Origin of the sequence: Aquabacterium sp., assembly GCF_030652515.1 — a bacterium.
Classification (GTDB): domain Bacteria; phylum Pseudomonadota; class Gammaproteobacteria; order Burkholderiales; family Burkholderiaceae_C; genus Aquabacterium.
On sequence record NZ_JAUSAR010000192.1, the window covers coordinates 21,415 to 32,529 of the forward strand.

The following is an 11,115-nucleotide window of genomic DNA, read 5'->3' on the forward strand; positions in this document are numbered from 1 at the left end:
TCAGTGCGCTCCCTGGCGTTGCAGGCGCACGCTGATCACCTCGCCGGTGGCGATGATGCGGTAGCGCAAGTCCACGTTGAGCGTCGAGTCTTTGGAGCTGACATCGAGCAGTTCAACGACGATGCGTTGACCCAGCCAGCGCGACAGGTTCTGGCTGACCAGGGCCTTGGTGATGCCGGCGGTGGCGTCGTCATTGCGCTGAAAGACCAAGCGGCGCAATCCGGCCCCGAAGCTGGGCAGGAAAGGCCGCTCGCCCTGCGCGGTGAGCAGCAACTGGATGATCTCGCCTCGGATGTGGTCGGGCAGGTCGGCGGGCGTGGCCGTGCGCCCATCGGTGCCGATGCGAAATGGGAAGGCCAGGTGGCGGCCGTTGTTCATGCTCATGGCAGCGGCGTCCTGTAGGTGTCGACCGTGAAGGCCATGGTGTGCCGGTGCTTGGTCAGGCCGCCGTCGCCGGTGTTGTCGGTGGTGACCAGGTCGCCCACGTGGTCGCCCAGGAACTTCAGCACCCCTTGAGCGATGGCCGCGAACAGGATCTTGCGGTCGTCGGCGCCCTGGCCTTCGGTGGGCAGGAATTCGCCTTTGCGCGCCTGCCATTCGTTCTGCATGGCTTGGTCGATGTACGCGGCCAGGCTGGACGCGAAGTCATCGAAGGTGCCGGCTTTGAGGGGGGAGCTCATGGGGTGGCCTCGGTCGATCAACCAGTGGTGACGCGGGTCGACAGCAAGGCTGGCGTCGCGGGTGGGAACGGCGTGACGGGTACGATGGGCGTGACCGGGATGCCGATCACCGTTTCCCCCACGTGCATGTGCGCGTTGAAGATGCTGACGAGCTGGTTCAGGTACTGCAGCAAGGAATCGCCAAAAGCCACGGGGTGCGTGGCGCCCTCGGTCAGCTCGATCAGTGGTGCTTCGACGATCACCTTGGTGGCCGCCAGCAGCTTGATCTGCCCATCGTTGACGCTGATGGTCATCAGGTTGCTGCCGTTGCCATCAGACAAGGTCAGCGTGTTGGCGTCGTCGTCCAGCGCGACCATCAGGCCTTTCTCGCTGCGCAGGATCTTCAAGGCGGGCTTGGCCGCGGTGCCTTTCTCGTCCGCCGGGACATCGCTGGTGCCCCACCAACCGCCGGTCCAGATGGGTCGGGATGGGTCGCCCGCTTCGAACTCGATCCACACGCCGGCGCCCACGGGCGGGATGGCATGGAAGCCCACACCTGGGCCCGCATAAGGCGAACAGGGCGTGGCCCAGGGCGTGGACAGTTCGCCAAAGATCTCGGGCACCTGGGCCTTGATGCGGCCGATGGCGGAGGGGTCTTCGTTGTCGGTGACCAGGCCGCGGTACTTGCCGAAATGGCGCGTGCGCGATTGCGTCGCCAACTCGACCACCAGTTTTTCGAGCGTGCCGCTTTCCATCAGAACACCCCCGATGCCAAGCCCGCACCGCTACCCGCGCCACCGGCCGAGCGAGCATTGCGGTGCAGAGAAAACTTTTGCCGGTAGCCGTGGTCGGTCAGCACATGGGTGACGCGGCCGATGAGGTAGTCGCCCGACAGGTAGCCGCCGATGCCGCGCACGCGGACCAGGTGGTAGGGCTGCATCACGCCTTCGTAGTTGTCGGCGTCCAGCTCGCCATTGGCCGCGTAGGCCCAGGACGAGAGATCGACCGTGGCCGAAGTGGCCGCGTCCAGGTCGGTCTGCTCTTCGCGCGTGCCGGTCAGCAGCATCACGGCGGGCTGGGTCATGTCGTGCGTGGTGGCGTCACCCAGGGGCGCGATGTCTGCGGCATCGGTGCCGCTCGTCAGCACGCTGCGGTCGGCCAGGCTGATGCTGCCCGCTTGCGCTTTGATGGGCCGCAGAGCGTCGAACTCGGCCGAGAAGCTGGCCACATTGCACTTGTCGCCCACCAGCAGGATTTCGGGCAGGTCGGCCGCGTCGAACTGAGGGCGCTTGAACATGCCCACGCTCAGGCCAGGCACCTCGCCGGGCTTCACGTAGGTGAACATGCCGTAGCGCTTGGCCAGGTCGCGCAGCAACTGCATGCTGGTGCCGCGCTGCACGACCACGCGTTGAAGCGCAGCGCCGGCATCGGGGGCAGCATCCACATCGGCGCTGAAGCCCACGTCGGTGAAGAGGCTCGTCACGATGTCCTGGGGCGCCATGTCTTCAAACAGCACGACTTTCTCGTCGCGGTTGAGCTGCACACTGTCGTCCTGCACCACCAGGGTCATCACGCTCTGGTTGGGCGCCGATTTCATCTCGTAACGGTTGCCCACGACCATGCCGTCGATCAGGGGTAGGAAGTCGGCGTCGGCCACCTTGACCTCGATGCGCACGCGCACGAAGGGTTGCGCGATGTCGTCCTCGATGCCCGCCCACACGCCCGCGTCGTCGGTGCCCACGGGCAGGTCCAGCTCGGCCTCGGCCGCGATGCCGATGCCCTGGTCGATGCGGATTTCGGTGAACAGCGCCAATTGCTCCGCTGACGCCGGAGCGTTGTCGAAGTAGACGCGGTATTCAGCCTTGGCCATGGTGCTCAGCTGTTGGGGATATTGATGGTGCGGCCGGTGGGCTCCAGCAGCGATGCCGCTTCCAGCTCGGTGTTGGCATCGGCGACGTGCCAGTAGCGCGTGGCATCGCCGTAGCGCTGCTCGCTCAGGGCATCGAGTTGGTCGTGCGATCGCACGGTCACCTCAACGCCGGGTGTCGATGGCAGCGGGCGCAGCTTGACGGCGGCGACCGGTGCACCGGCACGGTCTGGCGCAGTGACGGTGGGCAGGCCGAAGTAGCGCGAGTTCTTCAGGAACATGAGGGCTTCTCCATCCGTCAAAAGGGAATGATGTCTAGCGCAAACTCAACCGCCTTGGCGAGGTTCAGGGTCGCCTGGGTGTCCTTGATCATTTGCGTGTACTTGTAGGCGCCTGCGCCCACGGCGTCGTCGGTGGGGGCCTGGCTGGAGACCTGCATGCCAATCTTCACTTCGGCTTGAATGGGGTTGAGCAGCACGTCGTACTTTTGCTCGGTGATGGACATCGAGGTGATCGTCACCGGCAGCACGCGCGAGGGGCCCCAGATGAACAGGATGCGCGGCAGAGGCACGCGCGGGATGGGCTGCGATGGTGGCGTGGTGCTGGGCCCTGAAATCGCCGATCCCACGGCGTCGATGGCCGCACCGATCAGGCCGCCGGGCGTGGTGGGCGGGTACACCATTTTTTCCAGCGCCGCGATCTGGGGGCCCACGCCGAACAGCCTGGGAATGGCCGAGACCGCGCCGCCAGCGCCCAGGTCATCGGCCGCTGAAAAGCGTGCGGTGATCTCGAAGCGCTCGGAAGGCGGCGCGGCCGCCGCGTGGTTCTCGGTGCGCGGCTGCGCCGCCGCCGTGCTGGGCGGCTGGGGAATGGTGATGGTGCGCGTCATCTGTTCGGGGTTGAACTGGAAGACGACGATGTTCGGGATCGGCCCGAGGATGTTGGCGCCGTATTCCACCAGCACGCCGCGCAATGGGAAGAGTGCCATCAGACCGTCTCCCCGTGCGTGGTGCCGATCCAGTCGACCAGGCGCGCAGCGATCAGGTCGGTCAGCGCGTGCGCATCCATGCCGGAGGGGGCATCAATGGCCCCCAGGTCGGCTTGGGCGACGACACTGCTGGCACCTCGCAGCTTCAGATCGGATAGCCGACGGGTCAGCGCCGGACCGAGCAGTTCTTGCACCTGTCCGCCCATCTCGGTGGACACGCCTTGCAGCGTGACCGCGAGGTGATCGATGTCCAGCTTCATCATGCCCAGACCTCCATGAGTGCGGCATAGCGCCCGAACTGTTCGCGGCCGGCCACGCGGTTCATCTTCTCCAGCTCGCGCTTGATGGCGGTGAGCACGTGGGGCATGTCAACGCGTGCTGGCAACGGCGCGCTTTGCTTTGACGCGGCCAGCAGGCAGGCGTTGAATGCGGCCGAACGGATGTGGCCACCGGCCATGTCGAACTGCTGGGCCAGCCAGCGGCAATCCAGCTCGGTGATGTCGACCTGAGCGGGGAAAACCTGGCGCCACAATTGCTCGCGTTCGATGACGCCCGGCACCGGGAACTCCACGATGTGGCGCAAGCGGCGTGTGAAAGCTTCGTCCAGGTCCTTGCGGCGGTTACTGGCCAGCACGGCCAGGCCCTTGAAGCGCTCCATGCGTTCGAGCAAATAGCTGATCTCGATGTTGGCGAAGCGGTCGTGCGCGTCTTTCACCTCGGTGCGCTTGCCGAACAAGGCGTCGGCCTCGTCGAAGAACATCAGGCAGTCGCTGGTCTCGGCGGCGTCGAAGATGCGGCGCAGGTTCTTCTCGGTCTCGCCGATGTACTTGTTGACGACCTGGGACAGGTCGATGCGGTACATGGGTAAATCCAGTTCGTGCGCCAGGGCTTCGGCCGCCATGGTCTTGCCGGTGCCCGGTGGGCCGCAGAACAGCACCGACAGGCCACTTTCGTTCCAGGCCTGGGCCGTGCCCCAATCATGGTGAACACGGCCCAGCACTGACATGGCAGCGACGATTTCGCGCAGTTGCTGGGCCTGTGCGGTGGGCAGCACCAATTCGTTCAGGGCGAAGCGTGGCGTCACGGCATTGGCCAGGCCGTCGAGTTCAAGCCGGGCTTCGGCGCGACAAACGGCGAACAAGTCCGAGGCGCGGGCTTCATCGCCCAAGGCGGAGGCTGTTGCTGCGGCGCGATCCAGCGGGCGCTCGGCCATGCGGAAGCGCCGCGCGGCTTCAGGGATGGCCTCGCGAACGGCGGGGGCGCAGTCAGCGAGCAATGCGTTCAGCCGCTGCCCCCGGGCTGCCACGTCCAACGGCGGCAGGGTGCAGGTGGGCAGCATCAGCTTGCCTGGCAGGCCACGCGCAGCCTGGCCGCCATCGGTGGTGGGCAGGTACCAGCGCAATGGCAGGGCCGCCAGTGGCGCGGTCCAGTGATCGGCTCCGTTGGCGCAGCAGCGCTCTTGCCAATGTTCCGGGAGCAGCACGTCTACGCCCCGCAGCCAGCAGACGGTCGCTGCGGTGGCCAGGCCGCGCTCGGGGGTGATGTCGTCGCTCAGCACGCACAGTCCTCGGCCAGTGGCCGTGCTCAGGGCCTGCGCCCATGACGTGAAATCAGTGCCGCGTTGTGCTTGCAAGGGCAGCACCTGCATGGTGGCGGGTGGGTCAGAGCGCAATCGGGCCAGCACGGCTTGCATCTCGCGTGGCAGTTCGCGCGTGGGGGCATCAACGTTTTGCAGCAGGCCTCGGGGGCCGCTTTGAGGATCCAACAGGGCCTGTGCCACGCCGACGGGCATGTCCAGCGCCTGATGCCAGTCCAGCACTTCCCGCCCGCTTGGCAAGTGCAGCAGGCCATGACGGAACAAAGCGTGGCTGGCGTCAGCGCAGGCGGCCACGGCCATGGGGTCGTCCCACAGGCGCTGTGCCAATGCCAGCGTCGGCCAGGGGCGAGACAGGTCGTTCTGGCAGGCCGCACACACCGCGCCGATCGAGGCATCGACACGCCCCGCCAGCGCGCAGGCCAACACGAACTGGGCTGCGGGTGTCAAGCCGCAAGTGCGCGTCAGCCAAGCCCAATCCCCGTGGCGACTGAGGCGCAGACGAGGTGCCTCCAGCTCGGCAATGCGGTCGCTCAAGTAGCGCGCGGTCGTGTCCTCGGCAAAGAAAGCGCGCTTGTCGTCGCGAAAGCGCGCCAAGTCCAGGCTGTCTTGCACCGGGTCCGTGATGGGTGGCAAGGCACCGGGGGCAGATGCGGTGCCATGGCCCCGCTGGTGCCAGCACCAGGCTATCTCACGGCGCAGACGCCAGGTCACCTGCGCCAGCCAATGGGCGCACACCGGGTCACCCACACCCAGGTCGGGGTTCATGGAAACAGGCGTGGCGGCGAGTGACGTGCTCATGTCCAGCTCAGCACGGGAGAGTCCAGGGCCTGCTCGCCATTCACGCGCAGGATCACCCGGTAGTTGGGATTGGGCGCCAGCGCTTGAACATCGCTGACGGCGAAGGTGAGGGAGGTGGCGCTGCCGCCGGGCTGCGGCTCCAGCAGCAATTGCGCTTTGCCATTGAGGTAGAGCGCTGCGTAGATGGCGGCATCAGGCCCACCCAGTTGCGCGCCATTGACCACGAACTGACCGAACAGCTTGCCTGACACCAGGGTGAGTGGAACAGGCAGGTTCACGGTGGTGATCCGGGGCAGCAGGTGCCCGGCCACTGCATTGCTGCTCAAGGTGTGCCCATCAGGCAGCGTGCGTGCCACGCAAACGGGGTAGGCGCCCGCGGTGATGGGATCGGCCAGCGGGACGGTGGCGCTCAAACCACCGTCGGCCGTGGGTGTGGCGGGGTAGACCGAGGCACCCACCATGATCTGATCGTAGCCCGCAAGATCAACACCCCGCAGCACGAAGGCCTGGCCAGCACTGATGCGCTCTGGTTCGATGGCACTCAGCCTGGGGCCCAGGCTGGGCAGGGCCGTGACGCCTTCGTACATCTGCGGGGGGGGCAGTGGTTTGCCGATGGTCTTGACTGGCAGGGCATAGGCCGGAGGCGTGTCCATCGGTGCCAGCATGACCGGGCGGACCTGGAACGCGGCCGAGATGCGGTACTTTTCTTCGCTGCCCTGCATGATCTTGGACAGCATCTCGACATCGGCCTCGTCGAAGGTGATGCGCAGAGGATCCGGGCTGCTCGACAAGGCGGCGTTGGTCGGATCGGGCGGGATCACGCTCATGCTGTTCAGGGCCAGTATGCCCCGGCTCAGCAGCTTGTGCGCGGCGATGGAGTCGCTGTCCGCGCCATCGAAGGCGGTCAGCAGGTAGTAGAGCACCAGCCAAACGGGAGGGGCCTGCCCGGCGTCAAGTGGTCGGTTGCGCAGGTTGGCGTCAATGCCCACACGGTACAGGAAGAGGTTGAAGCTGCCGCCCGTCGCGCCGGCATTGCTGGCATCTTCGGGTCGGCCCACGGCCACGGCGTTGATGCCGGTTCGGGATGCAAGCTGAACCTTCAGCAGATCGCTGACGGCGCCGATGGCCTCACTGCTGGCGGCAAGTGACATGGCTCAGCTCCAACGCACATGGTGGCGGCGCAAGGCAAACCGCGCTGGCGCCGGGGTGGGCTCGGCCACGAGCTGAGGCTCGGGCATCATCACCGGCGCAGGGTTGGCGGCACGCACTTCCAGGGTGATGGTGCCAATGCGGACATGGGTGCGGGGCATGGTTTCGCCTGGGCTGGAGGGCGTGATCGTTGGGGGTGATTCGCGCTGGTGATCAGCCTGCACTGGCCGCACCTGGAATGACGATGCCACGGAGACGGCCTGTTCAGGGGCTTGCCATGCCAGGCTCTGGCTTTGTTCCTGCGAGGCGGGTTTTTGCCGGGGCAGGGCCAAGCTGCTGGGGCTTGCATGGGTTGATGGCGCCTCTTTGACCAGTTGCTGCGTGGCTTGCGGCAAGGGCATGCCGCGTGGTTGTCGCGGTGAACTCGACGTGGTGTTGGTCTGAGCCGCGGTTGATGGCGCCAAAGTTGTGTCTGTCCAAGCTTCCTTCTGAGAATGGGGCAGCGGCGAGGCCAATACTGGCTGGCCTGGTGGGACATGGACCGGCCATGCCATCGCGTCGGGCACAGGAAGGGTGTCGGCTGGGGCCTTGGTGAGCGGTTCAGCCGGTCGCGCCATCGTTGGAGCCTCTGAGGTGGTTTGCGCCTTTTGCCTAGGCAGCGTACCCAGCAACGGCGAGGTCTGGCGCTCCTCACTCAAACTCAGATGGGGTGCGGTGGTGGCCATGGGCCCCGTGACCTCGGCATGCTGCTCAAACATTGAAGGGCTCACCGTGGCGCGTGCGCAGGGCGTCACCGCAGGCGATGCGACCTGCGCGGCCAGTCGGGCAAAATAGCCGCTCACGCCCAGGCTCCTTCACCGTGAAGCTGCCGCAGGTAGTGCGCGCGCCGCCACCGGGGCAAGGCCAGGATGTCAGACTCGCGCCAATGGAAGGCGCTGGCCAGTTGCAGCACGTCATCCAGCATGCGGGCTTGCGCACGCGAGAAGCCGTCGATCAGCAGAGCTTCCAGGTCACAGACCAGGGTGTTGTCCTGCGCGCAGGCGGGGCAAGCCGTGTGCAGGCGCAGTGCGGTCAAAGGGTCGTGCGCTTCAAAGGCATCGTCCAGCATGGGCAGCAGCGTGGACAGGGCAGGCGGCTCTTCATCAGGCGCCACGCCATGCACCGCTTCAATCAAAGACGCCGCCAGAGCCTCTTGCGAAGAAGGCCCTTCCAGCGTCCAGCTTTGCAGATCACGGCCACGAGGCAGGCGCAATACCAACTCGACGCCGCTGTCGCTTCGCCAATTGAAGCGCGGCGTAGCCGACTGGCCGACCAAGGCGCGCAAATCCAGCGCGACTTCCATGGGCTCGCTGCACCGAGTGCACGCGCTTTGCAACTCGATGACGGGCTCCTGAGCGGCCAAGCGCATGGCGATCAAGGCCTGCAAGCGTTGGTTCAGCGTCCAGTCCCAGGCCTCATCCGCTTCGATGGCCTGCCCATCTGGGCCGCACACGCAAGCGGCCAGCAAGGCCGTCACCGTGCCAGGGCGGTCAGCCGCATCGAACACCAGGTCGATGTCTGCCGCCGCGCTGCCAACGGCACGCGCCCGCCAGGCCTGAGCATCCTGCCCAACCATCATCAACCCGCCTCATTCGGCTCAGGCGTGTCAGCATCGCGCACCCAGCCTTCCAGTTCGATCTTGATGTGCTCGATCGCCACGGCGTTCGCATTGGCATCCAGGTCGGGCAGGGTCACGAACTCGCTGACCCAGCAACGGAAGAGGAAATAGCGGATGGCCACCTGGCTCTTCTCGTTGAGCACTTCCAGGGTCAGGTCCTTCTTGTAGCCCGCCAGGTCCATGGCTGAGTCGCCCGCATAGCTGCCGACCGCATTAGCCCACTTCTCGAACTCCAGGTCGTGGGTGATGCCGCGCTCCAGCGTCACGCCTTCGTAGGTGGAGCGGCCTGGTGATTTATGGTCATAGCTGTTCTGCCCGCCGCTTCGGTGCTTGACCACTTCGGTGGTGCGCTTGAGCGAGCTGACCTTGGACACGCCGAGCACGGCCTTGCCGTCCCACAGCACGCGGAATTTGAAGTTCTTGTAGGGATCGATGCGGGTCGCGTTGACGACGAAACCGGTATTGGCCATGACGAGGTTCTCCGGTATTTATTTACAGATCACCAGCGATCTGCTGGATGCTGATGACGACAAATTCGGCGGGCTTGAGTGGGGCGAAACCGACCTGGATGTTGACGATGCCCTGGTTGCGATCGTTCTGGTTGGTGGTCTCGCCATCGCACTTGACGAAATAGGCCTCCTTCGGCGTGCCGCCCTGGAAGGCGCCCTGGCGGAACAGCGAGTTCATGTAGGCGCCCACGTTGAGGCGGATGTTGGCCCACAGCGGTTCGTCATTGGGCTCGAACACCACCCACTTGGTCCCCCGGAACAGCGACTCTTCCAGCATCAAGGCCAGGCGGCGGATGGGCACGTATTTCCACTCCGAGCCCATCTGGTCGGCGCCGACCAGGGTGCGTGCGCCCCAGGCAATGCCGCCATAAACCGGGAAGGTGCGCAGGCAGTTGATGGCCAGTGGATTGAGCACGCCGTTCTCGGCGTCGGTCAGCTTGGTGTCGAGTTGTGCCACGCCGTTCAGCACGGCTTCGACCCCGGCCGGCGCCTTCCAGACCCCCCGTTGACTGTCGGTGCGCGCGTAGATGCCGGCGACGGTGCCGCTGGCAGCCACGGAACGCAGGCGGAACTCGTTGACCGGGTCCGGAATCTGCGTGCGCGGAAAGTACAGCGCCGCATTCTTGTTGCGGAATTCGTTGTGGTCGTCCAGCCAGTCCTTGATCTCTTGCACCTCGTTTTTGTCGGAGGGGAAGTCGATCAAGGCGAAGGCACGCTTGCGCTCGCAGAAGGCCAGTGCGGCGCTGTAGACGGCGCGCGTCTGCGAGTCGGGGAAGCCATCGGCCACCGCGCGTGGAATGCACAGAATGTTGAACAGGTCGACCTTTTCAAGTGCGTTCAGGCCTGTGAACAGCGCGGGGTTGCCGATGATGGCCGTGGCGTCGGGGGCGATGCCATCGCCACCCACCGTGGACTTCTTGAGTGCCGCCACGTCCGCCCCTGCCACCAGCCCCAAAGGGTACTGCTGCACATTGGTGTTGTTGGCGGCCACCAGCGCCAGCGTGGTGGCCGTGGTGTCGGCAGCGGCATTGGCAATGAGCACGGTCTCGACTGGATCGAAGGTGGTGCTGCCTTTGCCCGACAACACGCGTAGCCTCGTGCCCACCACTTCCACCGTGGCGCCGGTGTAAGACGTGGAATTGACATTGGCCGCGCGAATCGTCTTCTCCAGGCGGGGCCGAAGCTGGGCCAGGGTGGTCACGGTGCCGGCGGCCCAGACATCCAACGTGGCATCCACGGCTGCCATTGCCCCGATTTTGACGCTGATCTTCTTGCCGCTGAAACCATTGAAGTCGGCCAGCGCCAAAGCCGCCAGATCGCCGCTGATGGTGCCGCTGGAGGCCGGTCGATTGGTGGCGGTGGCACCTGCGCCTTTCACCACCTTGATCAACTTCGAGCCATCGTTGATCACCTTGACGGCGTAACGAGGCTTGGTGTCGTCCATCGTGAGGTTCAGAAAGCGCTCACTGCCCAGGGGCTTGGCCTTGGCACTGGGGCCGTCGTAGCGGGTCACCGTGAGGTTGAACAGCGTGGCCGCATCAGGCTTGCTGAAGTCCACGCTGTAGTCCACGTCCACGCGAACGTTGTTGCCCCACAGGCCCTCGCTGTAGGCGCGCACGTCCAACACGGCCGCGCCACCACCCGATGCATCCGCCTTCAGTACGGCGCCGGCCAGTGACACCGGATGGGTGCCGTCCGCCGTGGCCACGCGGATCACGTAGGCCGAGCCACCCCCATTGAGGAAGTACTGGGCAATGGCGTAGCTTGCCTCGCTCCGGTCATCGAGGCCACCGAAGACACGCTGAAAATCGGCCATGCCGAAGATCTCGATCGCCTCGTTCATGGGCCCTTCCCGGAAGAAGTCGATGAAAGCGGTGATCGAGGTGCCCAC

Annotated in this window: 13 protein-coding genes; all 13 read right to left on the reverse strand. The window is 65.5% G+C overall.

Translation table 11 applies throughout. The features are described from left to right. On the reverse strand, positions 1–384 hold the full coding sequence (locus Q7V20_RS22025; protein WP_304795957.1) for a GPW/gp25 family protein: 384 nt from the start codon (positions 382–384) through the stop codon (positions 1–3). Next, a complete protein-coding gene (locus tag Q7V20_RS22030) occupies positions 381–680 on the reverse strand; it encodes a hypothetical protein (RefSeq protein ID WP_304795959.1) in 300 nt (99 codons plus the stop codon). The genes Q7V20_RS22025 and Q7V20_RS22030 overlap by 4 nt, the downstream gene beginning before the upstream one ends. 17 nt (positions 681–697) lie before the next feature. Continuing rightward, entirely contained in the window at positions 698–1,414 is a 717-nt protein-coding gene (locus tag Q7V20_RS22035) for a phage baseplate assembly protein V (RefSeq protein WP_304795961.1), read from the reverse strand. Next, positions 1,414–2,529: a hypothetical protein gene (locus Q7V20_RS22040; RefSeq protein WP_304795962.1), complete on the reverse strand. Its 1,116-nt coding sequence runs from the start codon at positions 2,527–2,529 to the stop codon at positions 1,414–1,416. Before Q7V20_RS22040 ends, Q7V20_RS22035 begins: the two co-directional genes overlap by 1 nt. Positions 2,530–2,534: 5 nt before the next feature. Further along, the gene (locus tag Q7V20_RS22045; protein ID WP_304795964.1) at positions 2,535–2,807 is read right to left on the reverse strand and encodes a hypothetical protein; all 273 of its coding nucleotides are present in this window, start codon (positions 2,805–2,807) and stop codon (positions 2,535–2,537) included. Positions 2,808–2,824: 17 nt separating this feature from the next. Next, the gene (locus tag Q7V20_RS22050; protein WP_304795966.1) at positions 2,825–3,514 is read right to left on the reverse strand and encodes a hypothetical protein; all 690 of its coding nucleotides are present in this window, start codon (positions 3,512–3,514) and stop codon (positions 2,825–2,827) included. Further along, complete coding sequence (locus Q7V20_RS22055) at positions 3,514–3,777, reverse strand: hypothetical protein (RefSeq protein WP_304795968.1); 264 nt, start codon at positions 3,775–3,777, stop codon at positions 3,514–3,516. The genes Q7V20_RS22050 and Q7V20_RS22055 overlap by 1 nt, the downstream gene beginning before the upstream one ends. Next, positions 3,774–5,909 (reverse strand): ATP-binding protein, encoded by a 2,136-nt coding sequence (locus Q7V20_RS22060; protein ID WP_304795970.1) that lies wholly within the window; start codon positions 5,907–5,909, stop codon positions 3,774–3,776. The genes Q7V20_RS22055 and Q7V20_RS22060 overlap by 4 nt, the downstream gene beginning before the upstream one ends. Beyond that, positions 5,906–7,060: a DUF4255 domain-containing protein gene (locus tag Q7V20_RS22065; RefSeq protein ID WP_304795972.1), complete on the reverse strand. Its 1,155-nt coding sequence runs from the start codon at positions 7,058–7,060 to the stop codon at positions 5,906–5,908. Before Q7V20_RS22065 ends, Q7V20_RS22060 begins: the two co-directional genes overlap by 4 nt. A 3-nt stretch (positions 7,061–7,063) precedes the next feature. Continuing rightward, positions 7,064–7,900, reverse strand: coding sequence for a hypothetical protein (locus Q7V20_RS22070; RefSeq protein ID WP_304795973.1), 837 nt, complete (start codon positions 7,898–7,900; stop codon positions 7,064–7,066). After that, on the reverse strand, positions 7,897–8,676 hold the full coding sequence (locus tag Q7V20_RS22075; RefSeq protein ID WP_304795975.1) for a hypothetical protein: 780 nt from the start codon (positions 8,674–8,676) through the stop codon (positions 7,897–7,899). Before Q7V20_RS22075 ends, Q7V20_RS22070 begins: the two co-directional genes overlap by 4 nt. Beyond that, positions 8,676–9,185 (reverse strand): phage tail protein, encoded by a 510-nt coding sequence (locus Q7V20_RS22080; RefSeq protein ID WP_230180935.1) that lies wholly within the window; start codon positions 9,183–9,185, stop codon positions 8,676–8,678. Before Q7V20_RS22080 ends, Q7V20_RS22075 begins: the two co-directional genes overlap by 1 nt. Positions 9,186–9,207: 22 nt before the next feature. After that, positions 9,208–11,115, reverse strand: a 1,908-nt coding sequence (locus Q7V20_RS22085) for a phage tail sheath subtilisin-like domain-containing protein (RefSeq protein ID WP_304795977.1), incomplete at its 5' end; no start/stop codon positions are given.

Excerpts from the sequence above, each read along its gene's own strand:
- Q7V20_RS22025 (WP_304795957.1), bottom strand. The coding sequence starts at position 384 with ATGAGCATGAACAACGGCCGCCACCTGGCCTTCCCATTTCGCATCGGC.
- Q7V20_RS22030 (WP_304795959.1), bottom strand. The coding sequence starts at position 680 with ATGAGCTCCCCCCTCAAAGCCGGCACCTTCGATGACTTCGCGTCCAGC.
- Q7V20_RS22035 (WP_304795961.1), bottom strand. The coding sequence starts at position 1,414 with ATGGAAAGCGGCACGCTCGAAAAACTGGTGGTCGAGTTGGCGACGCAA.
- Q7V20_RS22040 (WP_304795962.1), bottom strand. The coding sequence starts at position 2,529 with ATGGCCAAGGCTGAATACCGCGTCTACTTCGACAACGCTCCGGCGTCA.
- Q7V20_RS22045 (WP_304795964.1), bottom strand. The coding sequence starts at position 2,807 with ATGTTCCTGAAGAACTCGCGCTACTTCGGCCTGCCCACCGTCACTGCG.
- Q7V20_RS22050 (WP_304795966.1), bottom strand. The coding sequence starts at position 3,514 with ATGGCACTCTTCCCATTGCGCGGCGTGCTGGTGGAATACGGCGCCAAC.
- Q7V20_RS22055 (WP_304795968.1), bottom strand. The coding sequence starts at position 3,777 with ATGATGAAGCTGGACATCGATCACCTCGCGGTCACGCTGCAAGGCGTG.
- Q7V20_RS22060 (WP_304795970.1), bottom strand. The coding sequence starts at position 5,909 with ATGAGCACGTCACTCGCCGCCACGCCTGTTTCCATGAACCCCGACCTG.
- Q7V20_RS22065 (WP_304795972.1), bottom strand. The coding sequence starts at position 7,060 with ATGTCACTTGCCGCCAGCAGTGAGGCCATCGGCGCCGTCAGCGATCTG.
- Q7V20_RS22075 (WP_304795975.1), bottom strand. The coding sequence starts at position 8,676 with ATGATGGTTGGGCAGGATGCTCAGGCCTGGCGGGCGCGTGCCGTTGGC.
- Q7V20_RS22080 (WP_230180935.1), bottom strand. The coding sequence starts at position 9,185 with ATGGCCAATACCGGTTTCGTCGTCAACGCGACCCGCATCGATCCCTAC.